Source organism: Andreesenia angusta, assembly GCF_001855385.1.
Taxonomy (GTDB): domain Bacteria; phylum Bacillota; class Clostridia; order Tissierellales; family Gottschalkiaceae; genus Andreesenia; species Andreesenia angusta.
Window position 1 is genome coordinate 137,425 of sequence record NZ_MKIE01000003.1, and the last position, 20,973, is coordinate 158,397.

The window sequence follows — 20,973 nt, forward strand, 5'->3', positions numbered from 1 at the left end:
AAAGATGGGAGAGGTTATAGTTATCACTTCAGGAAAGGGTGGCGTTGGAAAGACGACAACCACAGCTAACATAGGCACAGGACTTGCGATAGAAGGAAAGTCAGTGGCAATACTGGATGCGGATATAGGGCTTAGAAACCTGGATGTGGTCATGGGGCTTGAGAACAGAATAGTCTACGATATAGTCGACGTGGTCGAAGGAAACTGCAAGCTCAAGCAAGGGCTTATAAAAGACAAGAGACATGAGAACCTGTTTCTGCTCCCGGCAGCTCAGACAAAAGACAAGACAGCTATAAATCCAGAACAGATGAAATCCCTAGTTGGAGAGCTAAAGGAGATGGTGGACTACGTAATAGTGGACTGTCCTGCTGGAATAGAGCAAGGATTCCAGAACGCCATATCTGGGGCTGACAGAGCTATAGTTGTGACTACGCCGGAAGTTTCAGCCGTGAGAGACGCCGACAGGATAATAGGGCTCTTGGAGGCAAATGGGTTGGAAAATCCAAAACTGATAGTCAACAGAATTAAGCAGGACATGGTAAACCGTGGCGACATGATGAACATAGATGACATGATAGAGATATTGGCTATAGACCTTATAGGTGTCGTTCCAGACGACGAGTTTATAGTTATATCTAGCAACAAGGGGGAGCCAGCGGTCCTAGACTCTAACTCCATGGCTGGAAAGGCATACAGAAACATAGTGAAGAGGGTTATGGGAGAAGAAGTCCCACTTATGAACCTAGACGTAGAAGAAGGGTTTATAGATAAATTCAAGAAGCTGTTCTTCAATAAGAAGTAGAGGGGGTGTTGTTTTGGAGATTTTCAAGTTTTTTAGCAAAGAGAAAAAAAGCAAGAATGTAGCCAAAGAAAGGCTGAAACTGGTACTTATACACGACAGAAACAATGTCTCCCCAATACTTCTAGAGAACATAAAGCACGACATAATAGAAGCTGTTTCAAAGTATATGGAGATAGATGGAGAGGGAATGGATCTGAAATTCAGCAGAACTAAGAGAGACATAGACAGCGCTCCAATATCTGCGTTAGTGGCCAATATTCCGATAGTTAAAATAAAGGAAGACAATTCAAAGTAGAGTGCGGACATTCCGCGCTCTATTCTTTTGGTCTTTTGCTGTATTAAATAGAGCTGAAAAGTGATAAAATAATTTCAGAGAGCTATAGAAAGGGAAGGTAATTCGATGAAAAACGAGAATATAGAGAGAATACTTTTAGAAGTAGAAAAACCCAGTAGATATGTCGGGGGAGAGATAAACTCGATAAAAAAAGATATAAATGAAAATACTATAAGATTTGTGATGGGATTTCCCGATGTATACGAAGTTGGGATGTCTCACCTTGGATCGCATATACTCTACAACTTGATTAACACGGTTGAAGACGTAGCGTGCGAGAGGGCATATGCACCGTGGATAGATATGGAAGCGAAGATGAGAGAGCACAGCATACCGCTTTACGGACTGGAGAGCGGAGATCCGCTTTCAAAGTTTGACTTTGTTGGATTCACGCTGCAGTACGAGATGAGCTACACCAACATACTGAATATGCTTGAACTCTCCAATATACCGCTTAGATGGAGCGAGAGAGGCGAAGGCGACCCTCTTGTAGTGGCAGGAGGGCCTTGTGCCTACAACCCTGAGCCTCTAGCCAATATAGTGGACTTCTTCGTAATAGGTGAAGGGGAAGAGGTGAACCTTGAAATCCTGGATATATACAGAGAGATGAAAAAGGGCGAGTACACAAGAGAGGCTTATTTGAAGAGGATAGCGCAAGTAGAGGGGATATATGTGCCTAAGTTCTACGAAGCCGAGTACAACGAAGATGGAACGCTTAAGTCCTTCGAGCCTATAAGTGAAGAATTTCCTAAGACTGTTACAAAGAGAATAGTGGAGGACCTGGATAGTGCATATTTCCCAGATAGATTTGTAGTGCCTTATATAGAGTCTGTACACGACAGGGCCATGGTGGAGATATTCAGAGGCTGTACCAGAGGCTGCAGATTCTGTCAGGCTGGTACAATATACAGGCCTATAAGAGAGAGAAGTGTGGAGACTATAATGAATCATTCCAGGACATTGCTCCAAAACACAGGATACGACGAGGTGTCGCTGGCTTCGCTTAGCACAAGCGACTACTCCGACATAGAGGGGCTAGTCTCTAGGATGATGGACGAGTACAAAGACAAGAAGATAGCCTTATCACTTCCTTCACTTAGACTGGACAAATTCCCTATAGAGATGATAGAGGAGATACAGAAAGTCAGAAAGACGGGGCTCACTTTCGCACCAGAGGCCGGCAGCCAGAGGCTCAGAGACGTGATAAACAAGGGCATACAGGAGAGCGACCTTATAGAGTCCACTAGAAACGCCTTCAGAAGAGGCTGGTCTACGGTTAAGCTTTACTTTATGATAGGCCTTCCTACAGAGACAGACGAAGACGTTATGGGTATAAAGGAGCTGGCATATAAAGTAAAAGATGAGTTTTTTGCAATACCGAGAGAAGAGAGAAAGGGTAATCTCAAAGTCACAGCGAGCACTTCGTGTTTTGTACCTAAGCCGTTTACACCTTATCAGTGGTTCCCTCAAGACACGGTTGAGGAGTTCGATAGAAAGACGCTTATGCTCAGGAAAAGCATAAGAGACAGCAAAGTCAACTACAACAGTCACGACAGCAAACTGAGCTTTCTAGAGGCTGTAATAGCTAGGGGAGACAGGAAGATAGGAGAAGTCTTGATAGAGGCCCACAAGAGAGGATGCAGATTCGACGGATGGAGCGAGCACTTCAACTACGAAAAGTGGATGGAGTCTTTCGAATCGCTTGGAATAGACCCTCATTTCTACGCCAACAGAGAAAGAGACTATGAAGAACTGTTCCCTTGGGACTTTATAAACACCGGGGTGACTAAAGAGTACCTCATAAAAGAAAATGAGAAGAGCAAGATGGCGGAACTTACAAAAGACTGTAGGCTTGGATGTACGGGCTGCGGTGTAAACAATACTTTTACAGGTGGGGTTTGTTAATGAAGAATATGAGACTTAAATTCATAAAAAGGGGCAATATGATATATATATCGCATCTAGACCTTATGAGGTTTTTTCAGAGGACTTTCAGAAGAGCTGGAATAATGTTAAGGCATACAGAGGGGTTCAATCCGCAGCCTAAGATGAGCTTTGCCACTGCGCTTGCCCTTGGGACGTCGAGCGACGGGGAATACATGGACGTGGAATTAGATTCAGATATATCTTCGGAAGCGCTTTTGGAAAAGCTAAACGAGAACCTCTCAGAAGACATAAAGATAGTGAAGGTCGCAGAGCGAGAGGGAAAAGAGTCCATAATGTCGCTTATAGAGTGGGGACAGTATGTAGTAAAGGTAGTGCCTAACTCCGAGTACATTTTGGAAGAAGTGCAGAAAAAATTGGACAGCTTCTTGAAGTTGGAAGAAGTGATAGAGCACAAGGAAAAAAAGAAGAAAAACAAAGTGACTACTAGAGAGGTCAACATAAGACCCAATATAAAGAGAGTTGACCTTATGACTGTAGAGAACGGCGAGATCATGATGAATATGTTTCTGAAGACTGGGAGTAACGGCAATCTAAAACCTGAGGTAGTGGTGGCTAAACTGGTGGAGTATGCAGATATGGACTTGGATCTGGAATCTGTGAAAGTTCATAGGGTGGACTTGTTCGTGGAACGAGACGGAAAAATAGTCACACCTATCTAGAAGGAGAATGAAATGAACAAGATCATCGTAGACATAGGGATAAAGGAAAACAGAATAGCTATAATAGAAAATGACGAACTAGCTGAACTATACGTGGAGAGGGAAGACGACAAGAAGCTGAGCGGGAACATATACAAAGGCAGGGTGGTAAATGTGCTTCCGGGAATGGAGGCGGCCTTTGTGGATATAGGGCTTCAAAAGAACGCCTTTCTCTACCTCAAGGATGCAATCCCTGTAGAACTACTGAAGATGGGAAAAAAGAAAGTTGAAGAGCTGTCTATAGCCGATGTAGTCAAAAGAGGCGAAGAAATAGTAGTTCAGATTGTAAAGGAGCCCTTTGAAAGCAAAGGGGCCAGGATTACAAGGTACTTGAGCGTGCCAGGCAGGTATGTGGTGCTCATGCCTTTCAACAGCTATATAGGTGTCTCTAGAAAGATAAGCTCCGATGAAGAGAGGTCGAGGCTTAAGCATCTTGCGGAAGAGATTCTTCCAAAGGGCATGGGATGCATAATCAGGACTGCGAGCGGCGGAATATCAAAAGAAGATCTGGAGTCGGATATAAACTTTCTTGTGAACACCTTTGAAAAGCTGAACACCGAGAGCAAACTGAAAAGACCTCCAAGCCTTCTCTACAGAGAGCTGGACATAATACAGAGGATGGCCAGAGACTATATAGACTCAAGCGTGGACAAGATAGTCGTAAACGACAAGGATAAGTACGAGGAGATAAAGGAGATAACAAGGCTGATATCTCCGGAGTACGAGCAAAAGGTGGAGTACTTTGACGAAAGCCACGACATATTCGGATTCTTGGGCGTGGAGAAGATGATAAGGAATGCCATAAACAGGGTTGTTAGGCTTGAAAACGGAGGCTATATAGTCATAGATGAGACAGAGGCGCTGACTTCCATAGACGTGAACACGGGGAAATTCATAGGAGGCAGAGATCTAGACGACACAGTGGTCCAGATGAACATAGAGGCCGCTGTGGAAATAGCCAAGCAGATAAGGCTTAGGAATATAGGCGGAATAATAATAATAGACTTCATAGATATGAAAGACAAGCGAAATGAGGAATCCGTTATAAGGGCACTTGAAGAGGCGCTTAAAAAAGACAGGACCAAGACAAATGTGCTGGGTATGACGAGGCTCGGGCTTGTGGAGATGACCAGAAAGAAGTCGAGCAGCAGGCTTACATCGAGGCTTCTCAGAAACTGCCCTTACTGCGATGGAAACGGAAAGATAAACTCCGAGGAAGTTGTGGTGACAAATATACAGAACGAAGTCAAGAGGGCGTACAGGAACACCAATGTGGAGGCCATAGTCTTCGAGATAAACCCGCTTGTGAATGAATATATAAAGGAAAAGAAGCACGACTTCGAAGGCGTGCTCAAAGAGAACTTCAACATAGAGATAACGCTGAAGGAAAACAGGGATATATTTTTTGACGAGTTGAAGGTAGTCAGAATGGGCTCTCTTGACTTTGTGAACGCATTTATAGCCGAGAAATATGGCTCAAACTCTTGACAAGAGCCGTATAAATTGATAAAATCCTATATTGTAGGTAGAGCCGCTTGACTGAGGTTTTGAAACCGAAAGGTACCAAAAGTCAGCGAGACTGGATTGAGGAGGTGCATTGAATGTACGCAGTAGTTGAAACAGGTGGAAAGCAGTACAGAGTTGCTGAAGGAGATGTTATCTATGTTGAAAAGCTTGAGGGAGCTCAAGGAGACAGTATAGATCTTTCAAACGTTCTTCTAGTGTCTAACGACGGAGACGTTAAAGTTGGAAAGCCTTATGTTGAAGGAGCGAAAGTAAGCGCTACTATAGAAGACCAAGGTAAAGCTAAGAAGATAATAGTTTTCAAGTTCAAGGCTAAGAAAGACTACAGAAAAAAGCAAGGTCATCGTCAGCCTTACACTAAGCTAAAAATATCTAAAATCAACGGATAATTCATGACTGAAGTAGTTTTATTCAGAGATACAGAGCATAACATAGTCGGTTACGTAGCAGAGGGACACTCGGGGTACGGAGAGCATGGCGAAGACATAGTCTGCGCCGCGATTTCGGTGCTTACGCAGACGGCTCTTCTGTCACTGAACAGAGTATGTGAGATAAGAGAGAAGGATATAGAGTTTGAATTAGAAGATGGATATATAAGAGCTATGCTGAGTGGAGATATCGAGGCGGAAGCCAGAGAGAAGGCCAACATAGTCCTGGGATCTATGACCGTAGGTCTAGAGAGCGTAGCAGAACAGTATCCGGACTTCATAACTCTCAAGTACAGGGAGGTGGACTAGAATGTTAAAGTTAAACTTACAATTATTTGCTACTAAAAAGGGAGTAGGTAGTTCTAAGAACGGTCGTGACAGTGAGTCGAAGAGACTTGGAGTTAAGAGAGCGGACGGACAGGCTATACTAGCAGGAGGAATCCTAGTTAGACAAAGAGGAACTAAGATACACCCAGGTGAGAACGTAGGTAGAGGTGGAGACGACACTCTTTTCGCTAAGATAGACGGTATAGTTAAATTCGAGAGAAAAGGTAGAGACAAGAAACAAGTAAGTGTCTACGCTAAAGAAGCATTATCGTAAACAAGAGGAGCCTATTTATTTTGATATAAGTAGGCTTTTTTTAATATAAAGATAGATTCGAAAACAAGATAGGATGATAAAGATGTTTATAGATATAGCCAAAATCCATCTAAAGGCAGGAAACGGCGGGCATGGAGCCGTGGCCTTTAGAAGAGAAAAATACGAGCCATCTGGAGGACCAGCGGGCGGAGACGGCGGAAACGGCGGGAGCGTAATACTTGAAGTCGACGAGGGACTGAAGACTCTTATGGACTTCAAGTACAAGAAGACGTACAAAGCCGAGTCTGGAGAAGACGGAAGAAACAAGAAGCAGTACGGAAAAGCAGGAGAAGATCTTGTGCTGAAGGTTCCGCCAGGAACTATAGTAAAAGACGAGGAGTCAGGCATAGTGGTAGCTGATCTTCTAGAGCATGGCCAGAGAGCTGTAATAGCCAGAGGAGGAAGAGGCGGAAAGGGAAATGCCAAGTTCGCCAACTCCGTAAGACAGGCCCCTAGATTTGCAGAAGGTGGAACAAAGGGCGAGGAACGCGCTGTAGTGCTTGAGCTGAAGCTACTGGCAGACGTGGGGCTCATAGGGTTCCCAAATGTAGGAAAGTCGACACTGCTCTCTATAATAACAGATGCTAAGCCTAAGATTGCAAATTACCACTTTACCACGCTTACGCCTAACCTAGGTGTAGTACAGGTAGATGACGGGGACAGCTTCGTCATAGCCGACATACCAGGGCTTATAGAGGGAGCGCATGCAGGAGTGGGGCTTGGGCACGAGTTCTTAAGGCATATAGAGAGAACCAGGATTCTAGTCCATATGGTGGACGTCTCGTCTCAAGACGGAAGAGACCCTGTGGAGGACTTCCACAAGATAAACGAAGAGCTTGAAAAGTACAGCGCAAAGCTTGCAGACAAGCCTCAGCTTGTGGTGGCCAACAAGATGGACATACCTGGAGCTGAAGATGGATATGAAAAGCTGAAAGCGGAAGTAGAGAAGTATGGGTACGAAATACTGCCGATATCAGCTGCAACGGCAAAAGGCATAAGGGAACTTGAGTACAAGATTCTCGAGAAGGTAAATGAAGCTGGAGAGCCGGAGCCGCTTTACGAAGAAGTGGACATAGAGAAAGTCTACAGCTTAAGTGAAAAAGACAGTGAGGTTAGAGTCACTAAAGAGGGAGATATATACTATGTAGACGGATATCCTATACAGAAGCTTATGGACTCTACGAATCTAGACGACTTGGATTCTCTTAGAAACTTCCAGGAGGTAATCAGGAAGAAAGGCATCATAGAGGAGCTAAAAGAGCTTGGAATACAGGAAGAAGACATAGTCAATATCTGCGGATATGAATTTGAGTTTTTTGATTAGGAGGAGGATCGAGCTTGATAAAGGGAAAACAGCGTAGCTATCTGAAGTCGCTTGCAAACACCATGAACCCTATAATGCAGATAGGGAAAGGCGGAGTGAGCGAGACTGTGCTAGATCAAATAGATGATCTGCTTGAAGCTAGAGAACTTATAAAGATAAGCATACTCAACAACGCAGGACTAGATGCGAAAGAAGTTGCAGTGGAAGTCTGCGAGCAGTTAGGGGCGGAGTATGTTCAGAGCATGGGCAGCAAGATAGTGATATACAGAAGGTCTGAAGAAAATCAGAAGATACAACTTCCAAGATAAGGGCTGAAAAGCTCTTATTTTTTTACGGAATACTATGGTATAATATAAGGATAAACATTTTAGGGGGATTTATATGAAGCGATATGGGATAATGGGAGGCACGTTCGATCCTATACATATAGGACATCTATTCGTAGCAGAGGAAATAAGATGTCACTTCCATCTAGACAAGATAATATTTGTACCCAATGGCAATCCGCCACACAAGGAGAGTGTGACAGATAAGCATTTGAGATTTGAGATGGTCGAAATAGCCATAGCAGACAATCCTAATTTCGAGATTTCGGACATAGAGATGCATGGCGACAGTCACATATACACAATAGACACCATAAAGCGTCTTAAAGAAAAAGACCCTCAGAATGAATACCACTTTATATTCGGAAGCGATTCTCTCTACGACCTTCCAAAGTGGAAAAGCTACAGCGAGCTTATGGAACTCTGCAACTTCATAGCTATAGGAAGACCGGGATTCAAGACATCGGATATAGACATTCCAGAAGAGTACAGGGGAAAAGTGGAGATACTCAACACTCTGGAGATACCGGTAGACTCTACCAATATAAGGAGTAGAGTCTTAGAAGGGAAAAATATAAAGTATTTGGTGAGTTCCGGGGTGGAAAAATATATATATGATAAAAAAATTTACATGGGAGCTGGGATATGATAGATCGTATTAAGCGAGATGCAGAGTGCTACTTGAGCGAATCAAGGTATAATCATACTTTAGGCGTCATGAATGAGGCTATAAGGCTGGCTGAAAGATATGGAGAAGACAGAGAAAAGGCAGCAGTTGCAGCGCTTCTTCATGATCTGGGCAAGTCCAAGAGGATATATGAATTATTGAAACTAGACTGTAGTTCTGATATAATCTTAGAAGAAAATTTAAAAAAGAATGGTGCACTGTATCATGCGGTTGCAAGTAGGATGGTAGCGGAGAGAAGGTACTCAATAAGTGATAGTGATATACTGAATGCTGTCAGATATCATACTACAGGGAGACCGAACATGACGAATCTAGAAAAAATAGTTTATCTTGCAGATTATATAGAGCCAGGAAGGGATTTCCCAGGAGTTGAAGAAATGAGGAAGATCTCTTATGAAGACCTCGACAGGGCGATGCTCTGCGCGCTTGAGAATACGATTGTCCATGTTGTCTCAAATGGGCAGATACTGCACGAGGACACAGTGAGATCTAGGAACTATATACTGGCTAGATTGACAAAATTGGGAGTGAAAAAATGAAGAGATTTTTAAGAGTGTTTTTTTCTTGGCTTGTAATTTTTTCTGTAGTAATAGGCGGGGGAGTCTACTTGATATCTGAAAAGCTGATGCCTAAAGTTGGGTCTGTTGAGCTAAATGATATAGAAGAGCCTAAAGACGAACTGACATTTCTGGTGATGGGTGTAGACGCGCCAGACAAGGAGTCGGCTGAAAAGCAGAGGACCGACACCATAATGCTTTGTAGGTATGTTCCAGACACCGGAAAGATAGCTGTGCTGTCTATCCCAAGAGATACAAGGACTCTTATCCCTGGACATGGCAGAGACAAGCTAAACCATGCTCATGCCTATGGAGGCCCGGAGCTTACTGTCAGAGCTGTGAACAATTTGCTGGATATGAACATAAAGCACTATGTCCGTGTTGACTACAATCTTGTGAACGAAGTTGTAGACAGTTTAGGCGGAGTTGAAGTAGATGTGCCTATGGACATGTACTACAATGACCCTTATGCAGATCCTCCCCTTGAAATAGACATAGAGGAAGGACTTCAGACTCTAGATGGAGACAAGGCAATGCAGTTCTTAAGGTTTAGAAAGGGATACTCGAATCAAGACCTTGGAAGAATAGAAGCCCAGCAAGACTTTATAAAGAGCGCAATAGACAAGGCTATGTCTCCGAAAAATATAATAAAGCTGCCATCTATGATAAAAGCGGGAACAGACAATATAGACACGAATATTCCTCTGACTACAATGCTGTCTTACGTCATGGACATGAAGAATATAAATACAGAGAACATTCAAATGGCTACATTGCCTGGGGAGCCGGACATGATAGACGAAGTTTCATACTTTCTGATAGACGAGGATGCGTCCTCGACACTTATGGACAGGCTGTTTTACAATAGAGAGGTAGTCAGCATAGAAGATTTACAAGATGGAGAAAATGAAGAAAACCAGGAGGAGATATACTAGTGGAATTGACAAAAGAGGTTAAATTAATAGTAAATGCGGCACAGGACAAGAAGGCTTTTGACATAAACGTACTCAACATAGCAGGACTAAGCTCGATTGCAGACTACTTTGTAGTTGCGAGCGGAAACAATGAAAGACAGGCTGTTGCAATAGCCGATGAGATAGAGGACAGGATGTCGGAAATAGGGCTTGAACCTTTAAACAAAGAGGGGCATCAGACAGGAAGATGGGTGCTGCTAGACTATGGAGATATAATAGTCCATGTGTTCCACAGAGAAGAGAGAGAATTCTACAATCTAGAGAAGCTTTGGGTAGACGCTGAGTCTATTGAAATAGAAGATATAATATAGAGGGGGAATTGCAATGTTACAAGCAGTAGCTACAAAGAAGGCACCTGGAGCAATAGGGCCTTATTCTCAGGCGATAAAGATATCGAATATGATCTACACGTCTGGACAGCTGGGTATGGACCCAGAGACAGGAGAGATACTGAGTGGAGACATAAAAGTAGAGACAAAGAGAGCTCTAGACAACCTAGTTGCAATACTAGAGGAAGCTGGAACTTCGCTGGACAAGGTTGTGAAGACGACTGTGTTTGTAAAAGACATGAACGACTTTGCCATGGTGAACGAGGTCTATGGTGAGTACTTCAGCGACCACAAGCCGGCCAGATCTTGCGTGGAAGTTGCGAGACTGCCTAAAGACGGAAATGTAGAGATAGAAGCGATAGCCTTACTTTAAAAAATAAAGGGATGCCCTGTGGGCACCCCTTATTTTTTTGCACTGGCTTTAGATTTACGTCTCTTTTTTCTCTTTCTGTATACATATATTATTCTAATCAAGATCAGCGTGACCAAAGCTCCAGTACCCAAGAGTACAAAGAACATACTGCGCTCAGACGCTGGTTTATCAGCTTCTAGGCTTTCGTTTGAGACTATTTTGCTAGAAGCTAGAAGCTTTCCGTCGTAGCTGTAGACGACTTCGCCGATAGTGTCCCCTGGTCTGATTGGTGTAGACAGCTTAGGGGAGAGGGAGATATTCTTTTCAATGCGGGCAGTCGCGTTGGCTGGCAGTTTACAGTAGACATCCTCTACAACAGATCCTTTCAAAAGCCTGTTGTTCCAGCTCAGATTTTCGGCAATCTCTCCCTTGCTTGCTATCTTCTGCTCTTGGAAGTTTTCAAAGCCGTAGTCTAAAAGCTTGTGGGTATCCACATATAGATTCTGCTTGTCTGTCTTAAGTACAACGCTTATGTATTCGGTTCCGTTTCTGCTGGCAGACGCCACAAGGCAGTGCTGTGCATCATCGGTATATCCTGTTTTTATGCCGGTTACACCCTCGTACATTATGGGAACTTGCTTTCCGTTTACATCTATCATCCTTCCGCTGTAGAGCAGCTTGTTGCTGTTGTTTAGGTATCTCTGCTCTTCCTTTGCGTTGGTCGGAGGAATTACGCTGTTGGTTCTAGATACGAATTGTCTAAACTGGCTATTCTCCATTCCATACTTTGCAATCAATGCAAGGTCGTGAGCTGTGGTGACATGGTTCGCGTCGGGGAGTCCATTCGGATTTACGAAGACCGTATTGCTGGCCCCTATCTCTTTTGCCTTTGAAGTCATAAGTGCTCCAAACTCCTCTACAGATCCAGATATGTGCTTGGCTATGACCAAGGCAGCATCGTTTGCAGATTCAAGCATGAGTGCATTTAAAAGCTGCTCCATAGTCAGAACTTCACCTGGCTCTAGAGCTATATGAGAGCCTTCGACTTCGAAAGGAGTCTTGGAGTCCACTGTAACCTTCTCGTTCAAGTCGGAGTGCTCAAGCGCAAGTATCAGAGTCATGATTTTAGTAGTGCTTGCAGGGTACATGGACTTGTCCTCGTCTTTAGAGTATAGAACCTGACCGGTGCTTCCATCTATCAAGATAGCAGACTCTGCTTTCAGCTCCAAGTCTTCGCCAGAGGCATATGAACCAGCAGCTGCAAGAAAAATAGATATTATCAAGATTATTTTAGATATTTTTTTCAAATAATCACCTCCTACAATACTATAGTATATAAAAAAATGGACAGGAATAGAATAGTCTTGCTGAAAATATATTTAGAGGATTTTCTGTAAATGCAGAGTATATTGAAGTCAGGGTCAATATTTTAGTTTATTACTTTGAGGAGGGGACGGGATGCCTAGCTTTACAAAAAAGCAACAAATCGCTATACTTATAGTTGGAGCTTTATTGATTTTTATTCTTAGTTTCAAAGCTCTAGACATGGAAGAAAAGGCTGAAGATACTCATTTCAGGGAAATAGAGTTTTCCGAGAAACACAGCTCGGACGAGCTTTCAAGTCAAGGTGAAACTGAAGAAGCCAGAAAAGATGAGACGACAGAGTTTGTGGTATATGTAAAAGGAGCAGTAAAGTACCCTGGAATACTTGTAGTGGAGGAAGGGACAAGGCTGGCGGATGTTGTAGAACTCGCAGGGGGTCCAGAGGAAGGGGCCGACTTCAATATGGTGAATCTGGCCAAGAAGGTCCAAGACGAGGAAATGATACACATACCCTACGCTGGGGAAGAGCTGACGACGCAGCCATTAGGAGAAACCGAAGCTACAGCCGGGACAACGAGCGGTGGAAATGAAAAGGTAAATATAAATAAGGCATCAGAGGAAGAGCTTAAATCCCTCCCGGGGATAGGGGAGGTTACAGCTCGGAAGATAGTAGACCACAGAGCGTCCAGCCCATTTAAGGCGGTTGAAGATATAATGGACGTATCGGGAATAGGCGAGAAGAAATTTGAAGCCATAAAAGACAATATAACTGTAAACTAGGAGGAGTTATAGATGGGAAAACAAAAGAGACTTACAGAACTGACTAAGAGCGCAGGTTGAGCGGCCAAAATAGGTCCTGATACCTTGGCGCAAGTTTTGTGCCAGTTACCAAAAGCAGATAGAGATGAAAATTTACTTGTGGGGATAGAGACTTCGGACGATGCGGCCGTCTATAAGCTAGATGAAGACAGAGCTATGATACAGACAGTGGACTTCTTCACGCCTGTGGTAGACGACCCTTATACCTACGGCCAGATAGCCGCTACAAACTCTCTAAGCGACGTGTACGCCATGGGAGGGGAGCCGGCGCTTGCAATGAATATAATATGCTTCCCAAGCTGCCTTTCGCCTGATGTGATGGCCGAGATACTGAAAGGCGGGCACGACAAGATAAGAGAAGCTGGAGCTATTCTGATAGGAGGCCATACAGTAGAGGACGATGAGCCTAAGTACGGGCTTTGCGCCACAGGCTTTGTGCACCCTAAAGACGTGCTTCCGAACAGCACTGCAAAAGTAGGCGACGTGCTTGTGATCACAAAGCCAGTAGGAGTGGGGATAGTGAATACTGCCATAAAAGCCCAGTTTGCGGAAGAGGACGTATACAACGAGGCGGTAAAGAATATGGTGACGCTGAACAAGTTTGCCAAAGACGCCATGATGAAAGTAGGAGCCAATTCATGTACAGATGTGACTGGATTCGGGCTCTTAGGCCATTCGCTTGAGATGGCAGAGGGAAGCGGAGTCACAATAAAGCTGAATGCGGGAAGTATACCGATACTTCGTGGAGCAGAAGAGTTTGCCAAGATGGGGCTTGTACCGGAGGGAACTTACGCAAACGAGAGGTTTATAGGAGACAAGGTGGAGTTTAAAGCTGATATAGAGAGACATACAAAGGACATACTCTTCGACCCTCAGACTTCAGGAGGACTGCTTATATCTCTAGACAGAGACAAGGTGGAGTCGCTACTTGCAGAGCTAGAGGGCAGCGAGACGGCCTATGCAGTTGTGGGAGAAGTCGTAGAGAAGTCGGAAAAGGTCATCATAGTTGAATAATATCTTGAGGAGCTGATTTGATGGGAGAGAATATCTACAGCAAGATACCTAAAGTGGACGCTGTGCTTGAAATAGAGGATATAAAGAAGCTTATAGAGAAGACTTCTAGAAACCTTGTAATGGAGTCTATAAGAGAGGAACTGGACGGGATAAGAAAGAGCATATCCAAGACTACAGACATGGAGTCTCTAGAGAGACGAATAGCTGCACTATCGGACTCCATAGTCTCAAGGACTGAGGGCAAGTTCGAGAACAAGTTCAAGAGGACTGTGAACGCAACAGGAGTTGTCATACACACCAATCTAGGAAGGTCGCTTATAAGCAAAGAGGTCATGGACAATGTCTATGACCTTGCGACTAACTACTCTAACTTGGAATTTGACTTAGAGACAGGAGAGCGAGGATCTAGATACAGCCATCTAGTGGACATGATAAAGAGGATAACAGGTGCGGAAGATGCGCTAGTCGTAAACAACAATGCCGCAGCTGTAGTACTGGTTCTTTCGGCTATGGCAAAGGGCAAGGAAGTCATAACCTCTAGAGGAGAGCTGGTAGAGATAGGCGGGTCTTTCAGAATTCCCGAGGTTATGGAGCAGAGCGGGGCTACTCTTGTAGACGTTGGAGCCACCAACAAGACTCATATAGAGGACTACAGACGCGCTGTGACTGAAAATACAGGGGCGCTTCTGAAAGTCCACACCAGCAACTACAGGATAGTTGGATTCACCGAAAGCCTTTCGCTAGAAGAGATAGTGGCTCTAGGAAACGAAGCTTCCATACCTGTAATAGAGGATTTGGGAAGCGGAGTGCTTATAGACTTCAGCAAGTACGGCCTTGAGTATGAGCCAACTGTGCAGGACTCTGTAGACGCAGGGGTAGACGTGATCACATTCAGCGGAGACAAACTGCTAGGAGGCCCTCAGGCAGGCATAATAGTGGGCAAGTCCGAGTATATAAAGATAATGAAGAAGCATCCCCTGAACAGAGCTTTCAGGATAGACAAGTTCACTATAGCGGCGCTTGAGGGGACTATGAAGATGTATCTTTCAGAGGAAAGAGCTGTGTCAAATATCCCGACACTAAAGTTGCTTACTCAGGACATAGGAGAGATAGAGTCTAGAGCCAAGGCGCTTATGGAGAAAGTCGACGGTATAGATGCACACGGTGTAAAAGTGGAGATTGTAGACGAATACTCTCAAGTTGGAGGAGGCTCCATGCCGCTCGAGAGGATACCTACCAAGGCCCTGAAGCTGAATTCGGAGTCATTGAACATAGGTAAACTTGAGAAGGGGCTTAGACAGTTGGAAACGCCTATAATCACAAGGCTGTACAAAGACAGCATTTACATGGATATGAGAACTGTAAGAGACGATGAAGTAGATCTGATATCCAGGGGTCTAGAGAAGGCCATAGAGAGACTGTAGGAGGAAAGCATGAAGAATATAATAGTTGGAACGGCTGGTCATATAGACCACGGGAAGAGCACACTTATAAAGGCCATAACAGGAAGGGCCACAGATAGGCTGAAAGAGGAAGTGGAGAGAGGTATATCCATAGAGCTGGGATTTACCTACTTCGACCTTCCAAGCGGAAGAAGAGCTGGGATAGTAGATGTTCCAGGGCATGAAAAGTTCATAAAGAACATGCTTGCAGGTATAACAGGCATAGACATTGTAGTGCTCGTAGTTGCCGCAGACGAGGGAATAATGCCTCAGACAAAGGAGCATCTTGACATACTGAACCTGCTTGGAATCAAGAAGGGGATAATAGCCGTGACCAAGATGGACTCTGTGGACGAAGAGTGGCTCGAGCTTGTGATGGAAGACATAAGAGAAGGAGTGCAGGACACCTTCCTGGAAGACGCCGAGATGATACCGGTTTCCTCGACAGAGAAGACAGGAATATCAGAGCTGGTTTCAAAGATAGACGAGATAACTGAAACTGTTGAAGACAGGGACATATACGACACTCCTAGGCTTCCGGTGGACAGGGTGTTTACTATATCGGGATTCGGGACAGTAGTAACAGGCACGCTTATAGCCGGAAAGTTCAAGGTCGGAGACGAAGTAGAGGTGTTCCCAAAGGAGCTCCCGGGCAGGATAAGGTCTATACAGGTTCACGGGGAGAGTGAAGAAGAGGCATATGCTGGACAGAGGGTGGCTATAAACGTGGTCGGACCAAAGAAGAGCGAGATAGACAGAGGAGATGTAATAGCGCCAAAGGGATCTATGGAGCCTAGCATGATGCTCGACGTAAAGCTGAGGCTTCTGGCTGATGCACAGAGGATAATAGAGAATAGAACAAGAGTGAGGCTTTACATCGGCTCAAGTGAAGTGCTGTGCAGAGTGGTACTTCTAGATGTGGAGAACTTGACTCCGGGAGACGAGTGCTACGCCCAGCTTAGGCTTGAAGAGCCAATAGTGGCGAAGCGTGGAGACAGGTTTATACTGAGATTCTACTCTCCTATGATGACAATAGGCGGAGGAATCGTGCTAGACCCCAATCCAAGCAAGAAGAAGCGATTTGAAGACAGCACTATAGAGGAGCTTAAGCTAAAGGAGAAGGGTGATCCGCTGGAGATATTCGGAGATATAATAAGGTCTAAGAGCTCAGAGTTCCCGAGCATAAAAGAGCTCTCTACAGCTACTACAAGTCCAGAGGACAAGCTGGAGAAGATGGTGGAAGAGCTAGTGGAGAAAGGCAGCGTGGTGGCATTTGACCTATCCAAAGAAAGGCATGTCGTAAGCAGGTCTTACTTTGACGAGATGAGAGACAGAATAGCAAAGGATATAGATGCATACCACAAGAAATACCCACTCAGGGCTGGGATTTCCAAAGAAGAGGTCAGGAGTAAGTACTTGAAGGGAGCTAAGCAGAGAGTGGGCGATCTCTTTATAGCCAAGCTTGTAGACGAGCAGGTACTCAGAGATCTGAATGACAAAGTTTCACTTTTAGAGTTCGAAGTTGATTACAGCGGCGAATACAAGGATATAAAGGAATATATAGAGAGTGCTTATGCCCAGAATAGGTTTGGAAACCTGAAGAGAGAAGATGTGACAAAAGAACTGCTGAAAAAGCATAAAAAGCTGATAGTGGATCAGGTTTTTGAGTCGCTCTTTGAAAACGATATTCTGAGGAAGCTAAAAGACGAGGTGATACTCGACACAGCTTGCTTTGAAGAAGCCAAGACTAAAATAGTCGACTACTTAAAGCAGAACGGGGAAGTGGCTGTAGGAGAGATAAGAGATCTTCTAGACACCAATAGAAAGGTTGCACTCTCGGTGGTAGAGACGCTAGACGATTTAAAGGTTACAAAGCGAGAAGGAGACAAGAGAGTTTTAGTTTAATGAGAGAGGTGTTCCTATGCAGAAGATTCTGATAGTAGATGATGAACCGATTTTAGTCAAGGGACTTAAGTACAGCTTAGAGCAGGACGGCTACGAAGTGGAAGTGGCTTACGATGGGATAGACGCGCTTGAGAAAGAGGCCGAGAAGGAGTACGACCTAGTCATACTGGACATAATGCTGCCAGAGATAGACGGCCTTGAAGTCTGCCAGAGGATAAGGGAGAGGTCGGAAGTGCCTATAATAATGCTTACGGCTAAAAACGAAGACATAGACAAGATACTCGGGCTTGAGCACGGTGCAGACGACTACATGACAAAGCCGTTCAACATACTCGAGCTGAAGGTCAGGATAAAGGCCATACTGAGAAGGATGACCAAGAAAGACACGAATATAATAAACCAAGAGATAAAGGTTGAGGACTTTACGATAAATACACTTGGAAGGAAGGTCACAGTTTCAGGCAAAGAAGTCAACCTGACAGCCAAGGAGTTCGACCTGCTGCTGCTATTGGCTTCGAATCCAGGCAAGGTCTTTACGAGAGAAGAGCTCCTAGAGGTGATATGGGGGTATGAGTACTTTGGGGATCTGAGGACTGTAGATGTCCACATAAGAAGGCTTAGGGAGAAGATAGAGAAAAACTCCAGTCAGGCCGAGTATATACTGACGAAGTGGGGTGTTGGCTATTATTTTAAGGGCGTACAACACGAGTAAGCAGAAATCATTTATGAGCGTGAGGTGGAAGCTCATAACGATGTACCTATCCATGCTGGTTATACTCTTGATTTTTATGAATATAGCTATAAGTGGGATAGTCAGAGAGAACTATATAAAAGAGAGAAGAGAAACTTTCGACCTGAGACTTGAGTCTATCGCCGGAAGCCTTAGGTACTACATGGCCACGGGCGAAATCGACAAGTACAGAGACCAGATAAACAGCATACTCACACTCTATGGAAGGGACTCAGATTCAGATATATTTTTGCTGGATAGGGACAACATAATAGTGGGAAGTTCAAATGGCATGTCCATAGGGAATACAAAAGACGACTATATAGTCAAAAGGGCCTTTCTGGGGGAAAGTGAATTTGAGATAAACACCTTGGACCAGGAGATAATGAATATAGCCTACCCTATAATGTCGGCTAGGGATGTGATAGGAGTTGTATACGTGGTGTCTTCTATAGGGGATATATACGACAGCATAAATTACCTGGACAAGGGGCTTGTGATAGTCTCTCTAGTTGGAATAGCTATAATGGCCATAGTCAAGTTTGGATTTACCGGATATGTCTTGCGGCCGCTGGACAGCTTTTCAGAGGCGATACTCAGGATATCGGAAGGCGATCTAGACTACAAGATAGAGATAAATACAAACGACGAGTTCAACGACCTGGCCGAGACATTCAACTCCATGACGCATAAGCTCAAGGAAGCGGACTCGCATAGAAAGGACTTTATAGCCTATGTCTCTCATGAACTCAAGACTCCTTTGAGTACAATAAAGCTTCTCTCGGAGACCATGGTTCATGACGAAAATATGAATATAGACATATGCAAGGAGTTTATGGAGGACATATCCTCAGAGTCGGACAGACTCACCAATATAGTTAACGACTTGCTTACGCTTATGGAGCTTGAGATAACAGAGATGAAGATAGACTTTGAGATGGCCAACTTAAAGGCCATAGCCGAGAAAGTGCATTCCAATATGACTCACCTTGCGGCAGAGAAAGACATAGACTTCAGGTTAAGCGTTGCAGAGGAGCTGGAGTTTAAGTTTGATCCAGACAGGATAAAGCAGACTTTGATAAATATAATATCAAACGCCATAAAGTACACAGACAGAGGCGGCACGGTGGAGCTTAAGCTCTACAGCGAGTACGACAGTGTAGTTGTAGAGATATCAGACAACGGAATAGGAATTCCGGAGGAGAGCTTGCCTCATATATTCGACAGGTTCTACAGGGTGGACAAGGCCAGGGCAAGAGCTACTGGAGGATCGGGGCTTGGGCTTTCGATAGCCAACCAGATAGTCAGCCTCCACGGTGGAAAGATAGAAGTTGAGAGCAAGCTGGGCGAAGGTACGACTATAAAGATAAGGCTTCCATATGTGGTTTAGAGACAGCCGGTCTAAATTTCGCTTCAAGTATTGACAAATTCTATAGATGTGTTAAAATTATATTTGTTCTCGTAGAACATATATAGTTTGGGGGTAGATGAGTCCTGGTGGGCTCTCTGGTCTTCAAAACCAGCGTGAGGCGTTAAGAGCGTCTTAGGTGAGTTCGATTCTCACATACTCCCGCCATAGTGAAATAGCGACTTAGAGGGTCGCTTTTTTTATTTAAATAAAAAACTTTAAATAAATGGTGCAATTAAATGAAAGCTGTGTTATAATGAGATACAAGGTTAATTCAATGGAAAATATTACTTCATATTTCAGTAGTTTCTGATTTAGACTATTTGTATCTTCAGAAATTTTATGACTAACATTTTTTAAAGAATTACAAAAATAAAATTTTGGAGGTACTACAACATGAATGGTACAGTAAAATGGTTTAACTCAGAAAAAGGATTTGGATTTATAACAGGAGAAGACGGAGTAGATGTATTCGCTCACTTTTCACAAATAAACAAAGACGGATTCAAAACTCTAGAAGAAGGACAAGCAGTTAGCTTTGACCTAGTTCAAGGAGCTAAAGGTCCTCAAGCTGAGAGCATCGAAGTATTATAGTAAATATTCGATAGAAATCAACCCTTTAAAGAGAAATCTTTAAAGGGTTTTTTGATTTTTGATCAAGGGGGAAGTGTTGTTGGAAGGGAAAAGCAGAAGCAATATAAAAGTGGGCTCGAAAGTGAGAGTAGTCCAAAAGCAGGACCAGAGGTCGGGGAAGCTGACAGAGGGAGTAGTGTCAAAGCTGCTTACAAAATCCCCAAACCATCCTCACGGCATAAAAGTCATGCTGGAAAGCGGAATTGTAGGCAGAGTTAAAGAGGTAATTTAGGGGATGCCGCTCTTCAAAATATATTTTTGTTGCATAATTTAATATAATATTATAAATATTAGACTCAAGTTTGGGTATAGACTTAATGTATTTGAAAATATGCAATGAATGTTTTGCGAGGGGAGTTCTAAATGGATAAAGGCAAAGAAAAAAACGTAATGGTATGTGTCACTCAGCAGAAAACCTGTGAAAGACTTATAATGAGCGGCTATACGAAAAAGGGGAAAGACGGACAGCTCCATGTGATAAACGTTGTAAACGAAAATCAGAACTTCTTAGACAAAGTGGATGAAGCAGATGCGCTTGAATATCTATTTCAGGTGTCTAAGAGAGCGGGAGCGGACCTGATGGTCATAAGGGCGGAAGATGTGATAAAGGCCATGGCCGACTTCGCTAAAGACGAGAAAGTTACCCATATAGTGCTTGGGGCTTCGCCTCAGTCTGGAGACGAGGATACGCACCCTATAGCAAAAAAGCTGAAAAAATATTTAAAAGATGTAGAATATATTATAGTATAGAGAGGATAATGCGTATGCATTATCTT

The 20,973-nt window shown here is 43.9% G+C and carries 25 protein-coding genes and 1 tRNA gene; 25 read left to right on the forward strand and 1 reads right to left on the reverse strand.

The features are described 5' to 3' along the window. Window positions 1-4 precede the first annotated feature (4 nt). The 15 genes from minD (at window position 5) to EUAN_RS05280 (ending at window position 10,944) form a co-directional block, all read left to right on the forward strand. The gene (minD, locus tag EUAN_RS05210) at window positions 5-802 is read left to right on the forward strand and encodes a septum site-determining protein MinD (protein ID WP_071062428.1); all 798 of its coding nucleotides are present in this window, start codon (window positions 5-7) and stop codon (window positions 800-802) included. A gap of 13 nt (window positions 803-815) precedes the next feature. Continuing rightward, window positions 816-1,097, forward strand: a complete 282-nt coding sequence (gene minE, locus EUAN_RS05215; RefSeq protein ID WP_071062430.1) for a cell division topological specificity factor MinE — start codon at window positions 816-818, stop codon at window positions 1,095-1,097. A 105-nt stretch (window positions 1,098-1,202) separates the two neighbouring features. Then, window positions 1,203-3,041, forward strand: coding sequence for a TIGR03960 family B12-binding radical SAM protein (locus tag EUAN_RS05220; protein WP_071062432.1), 1,839 nt, complete (start codon window positions 1,203-1,205; stop codon window positions 3,039-3,041). Continuing rightward, window positions 3,041-3,742, forward strand: coding sequence for a TIGR03936 family radical SAM-associated protein (locus EUAN_RS05225; RefSeq protein ID WP_071062434.1), 702 nt, complete (start codon window positions 3,041-3,043; stop codon window positions 3,740-3,742). The genes EUAN_RS05220 and EUAN_RS05225 overlap by 1 nt, the downstream gene beginning before the upstream one ends. A 12-nt stretch (window positions 3,743-3,754) precedes the next feature. Next, window positions 3,755-5,269, forward strand: coding sequence for an Rne/Rng family ribonuclease (locus EUAN_RS05230; protein ID WP_071062436.1), 1,515 nt, complete (start codon window positions 3,755-3,757; stop codon window positions 5,267-5,269). 113 nt (window positions 5,270-5,382) lie between these two features. Further along, window positions 5,383-5,694, forward strand: a complete 312-nt coding sequence (rplU, locus tag EUAN_RS05235; RefSeq protein ID WP_071062438.1) for a 50S ribosomal protein L21 — start codon at window positions 5,383-5,385, stop codon at window positions 5,692-5,694. Window positions 5,695-5,697: 3 nt separating this feature from the next. Then, window positions 5,698-6,042, forward strand: a complete 345-nt coding sequence (locus EUAN_RS05240) for a ribosomal-processing cysteine protease Prp (protein WP_071062440.1) — start codon at window positions 5,698-5,700, stop codon at window positions 6,040-6,042. Between the two features lies 1 nt (window position 6,043). Then, entirely contained in the window at window positions 6,044-6,334 is a 291-nt protein-coding gene (gene rpmA / locus EUAN_RS05245; RefSeq protein ID WP_071062442.1) for a 50S ribosomal protein L27, read from the forward strand. A gap of 82 nt (window positions 6,335-6,416) precedes the next feature. Then, entirely contained in the window at window positions 6,417-7,697 is a 1,281-nt protein-coding gene (obgE, locus tag EUAN_RS05250; RefSeq protein WP_071062444.1) for a GTPase ObgE, read from the forward strand. A gap of 14 nt (window positions 7,698-7,711) precedes the next feature. Beyond that, window positions 7,712-8,005, forward strand: coding sequence for a ribosome assembly RNA-binding protein YhbY (gene yhbY, locus EUAN_RS05255; RefSeq protein WP_071062446.1), 294 nt, complete (start codon window positions 7,712-7,714; stop codon window positions 8,003-8,005). A 73-nt stretch (window positions 8,006-8,078) separates the two neighbouring features. Further along, on the forward strand, window positions 8,079-8,672 hold the full coding sequence (gene nadD / locus EUAN_RS05260) for a nicotinate-nucleotide adenylyltransferase (RefSeq protein ID WP_071062448.1): 594 nt from the start codon (window positions 8,079-8,081) through the stop codon (window positions 8,670-8,672). After that, a complete protein-coding gene (yqeK, locus tag EUAN_RS05265) occupies window positions 8,669-9,250 on the forward strand; it encodes a bis(5'-nucleosyl)-tetraphosphatase (symmetrical) YqeK (protein ID WP_071062450.1) in 582 nt (193 codons plus the stop codon). Before nadD ends, yqeK begins: the two co-directional genes overlap by 4 nt. Continuing rightward, complete coding sequence (locus EUAN_RS05270) at window positions 9,247-10,203, forward strand: LCP family protein (protein ID WP_071062451.1); 957 nt, start codon at window positions 9,247-9,249, stop codon at window positions 10,201-10,203. Before yqeK ends, EUAN_RS05270 begins: the two co-directional genes overlap by 4 nt. Beyond that, window positions 10,203-10,553 carry a ribosome silencing factor gene (gene rsfS / locus EUAN_RS05275; protein ID WP_071062454.1) on the forward strand — a complete coding sequence of 117 codons (351 nt, stop codon included), beginning with the start codon at window positions 10,203-10,205 and terminating at the stop codon, window positions 10,551-10,553. Before EUAN_RS05270 ends, rsfS begins: the two co-directional genes overlap by 1 nt. 13 nt (window positions 10,554-10,566) lie before the next feature. After that, window positions 10,567-10,944 (forward strand): RidA family protein, encoded by a 378-nt coding sequence (locus EUAN_RS05280; RefSeq protein ID WP_071062456.1) that lies wholly within the window; start codon window positions 10,567-10,569, stop codon window positions 10,942-10,944. Between the two features lie 29 nt (window positions 10,945-10,973). Here the strand turns inward: EUAN_RS05280 and EUAN_RS05285 are convergent, their stop codons facing one another. Beyond that, a complete protein-coding gene (locus EUAN_RS05285) occupies window positions 10,974-12,230 on the reverse strand; it encodes a D-alanyl-D-alanine carboxypeptidase family protein (RefSeq protein WP_071062458.1) in 1,257 nt (418 codons plus the stop codon). A gap of 151 nt (window positions 12,231-12,381) precedes the next feature. Between EUAN_RS05285 and EUAN_RS05290 the strand changes: the two genes are divergently transcribed. The 10 genes from EUAN_RS05290 (at window position 12,382) to EUAN_RS05335 (ending at window position 20,947) form a co-directional block, all read left to right on the forward strand. Further along, window positions 12,382-13,026, forward strand: coding sequence for a helix-hairpin-helix domain-containing protein (locus EUAN_RS05290; protein ID WP_071062460.1), 645 nt, complete (start codon window positions 12,382-12,384; stop codon window positions 13,024-13,026). Between the two features lie 12 nt (window positions 13,027-13,038). Continuing rightward, complete coding sequence (gene selD / locus EUAN_RS05295; RefSeq protein ID WP_084655740.1) at window positions 13,039-14,079, forward strand: selenide, water dikinase SelD; 1,041 nt, start codon at window positions 13,039-13,041, stop codon at window positions 14,077-14,079. A 20-nt stretch (window positions 14,080-14,099) separates the two neighbouring features. Then, on the forward strand, window positions 14,100-15,503 hold the full coding sequence (gene selA / locus EUAN_RS05300) for an L-seryl-tRNA(Sec) selenium transferase (RefSeq protein WP_071062464.1): 1,404 nt from the start codon (window positions 14,100-14,102) through the stop codon (window positions 15,501-15,503). Between the two features lie 9 nt (window positions 15,504-15,512). Further along, window positions 15,513-17,426: a selenocysteine-specific translation elongation factor gene (selB, locus tag EUAN_RS05305; protein ID WP_071062466.1), complete on the forward strand. Its 1,914-nt coding sequence runs from the start codon at window positions 15,513-15,515 to the stop codon at window positions 17,424-17,426. 16 nt (window positions 17,427-17,442) lie between these two features. Next, complete coding sequence (locus tag EUAN_RS05310) at window positions 17,443-18,138, forward strand: response regulator transcription factor (RefSeq protein ID WP_071062468.1); 696 nt, start codon at window positions 17,443-17,445, stop codon at window positions 18,136-18,138. 13 nt (window positions 18,139-18,151) lie between these two features. Further along, entirely contained in the window at window positions 18,152-19,546 is a 1,395-nt protein-coding gene (locus tag EUAN_RS05315; protein WP_084655742.1) for a sensor histidine kinase, read from the forward strand. Between the two features lie 89 nt (window positions 19,547-19,635). After that, window positions 19,636-19,732: transfer RNA gene (locus tag EUAN_RS05320), tRNA-Sec, on the forward strand. 228 nt (window positions 19,733-19,960) lie between these two features. Beyond that, window positions 19,961-20,158 (forward strand): cold-shock protein, encoded by a 198-nt coding sequence (locus EUAN_RS05325; protein WP_071062470.1) that lies wholly within the window; start codon window positions 19,961-19,963, stop codon window positions 20,156-20,158. Between the two features lie 79 nt (window positions 20,159-20,237). After that, the gene (locus EUAN_RS05330) at window positions 20,238-20,429 is read left to right on the forward strand and encodes a YwbE family protein (RefSeq protein ID WP_071062472.1); all 192 of its coding nucleotides are present in this window, start codon (window positions 20,238-20,240) and stop codon (window positions 20,427-20,429) included. A 131-nt stretch (window positions 20,430-20,560) separates the two neighbouring features. Next, window positions 20,561-20,947 carry an adenine nucleotide alpha hydrolase family protein gene (locus EUAN_RS05335; protein ID WP_071062474.1) on the forward strand — a complete coding sequence of 129 codons (387 nt, stop codon included), beginning with the start codon at window positions 20,561-20,563 and terminating at the stop codon, window positions 20,945-20,947. Window positions 20,948-20,973: the final 26 nt, after the last annotated feature.

Bases quoted from the DNA above. Each gene is read 5' to 3' on its own strand.
- minD (WP_071062428.1), top strand. From the start codon at position 5: ATGGGAGAGGTTATAGTTATCACTTCAGGAAAGGGTGGCGTTGGAAAG.
- EUAN_RS05220 (WP_071062432.1), top strand. From the start codon at position 1,203: ATGAAAAACGAGAATATAGAGAGAATACTTTTAGAAGTAGAAAAACCC.
- EUAN_RS05225 (WP_071062434.1), top strand. From the start codon at position 3,041: ATGAAGAATATGAGACTTAAATTCATAAAAAGGGGCAATATGATATAT.
- EUAN_RS05230 (WP_071062436.1), top strand. From the start codon at position 3,755: ATGAACAAGATCATCGTAGACATAGGGATAAAGGAAAACAGAATAGCT.
- rplU (WP_071062438.1), top strand. From the start codon at position 5,383: ATGTACGCAGTAGTTGAAACAGGTGGAAAGCAGTACAGAGTTGCTGAA.
- EUAN_RS05240 (WP_071062440.1), top strand. From the start codon at position 5,698: ATGACTGAAGTAGTTTTATTCAGAGATACAGAGCATAACATAGTCGGT.
- rpmA (WP_071062442.1), top strand. From the start codon at position 6,044: ATGTTAAAGTTAAACTTACAATTATTTGCTACTAAAAAGGGAGTAGGT.
- obgE (WP_071062444.1), top strand. From the start codon at position 6,417: ATGTTTATAGATATAGCCAAAATCCATCTAAAGGCAGGAAACGGCGGG.
- nadD (WP_071062448.1), top strand. From the start codon at position 8,079: ATGAAGCGATATGGGATAATGGGAGGCACGTTCGATCCTATACATATA.
- yqeK (WP_071062450.1), top strand. From the start codon at position 8,669: ATGATAGATCGTATTAAGCGAGATGCAGAGTGCTACTTGAGCGAATCA.
- EUAN_RS05270 (WP_071062451.1), top strand. From the start codon at position 9,247: ATGAAGAGATTTTTAAGAGTGTTTTTTTCTTGGCTTGTAATTTTTTCT.
- EUAN_RS05280 (WP_071062456.1), top strand. From the start codon at position 10,567: ATGTTACAAGCAGTAGCTACAAAGAAGGCACCTGGAGCAATAGGGCCT.
- EUAN_RS05290 (WP_071062460.1), top strand. From the start codon at position 12,382: ATGCCTAGCTTTACAAAAAAGCAACAAATCGCTATACTTATAGTTGGA.
- selA (WP_071062464.1), top strand. From the start codon at position 14,100: ATGGGAGAGAATATCTACAGCAAGATACCTAAAGTGGACGCTGTGCTT.
- selB (WP_071062466.1), top strand. From the start codon at position 15,513: ATGAAGAATATAATAGTTGGAACGGCTGGTCATATAGACCACGGGAAG.
- EUAN_RS05310 (WP_071062468.1), top strand. From the start codon at position 17,443: ATGCAGAAGATTCTGATAGTAGATGATGAACCGATTTTAGTCAAGGGA.
- EUAN_RS05315 (WP_084655742.1), top strand. From the start codon at position 18,152: ATGAGCGTGAGGTGGAAGCTCATAACGATGTACCTATCCATGCTGGTT.
- EUAN_RS05325 (WP_071062470.1), top strand. From the start codon at position 19,961: ATGAATGGTACAGTAAAATGGTTTAACTCAGAAAAAGGATTTGGATTT.
- EUAN_RS05335 (WP_071062474.1), top strand. From the start codon at position 20,561: ATGGATAAAGGCAAAGAAAAAAACGTAATGGTATGTGTCACTCAGCAG.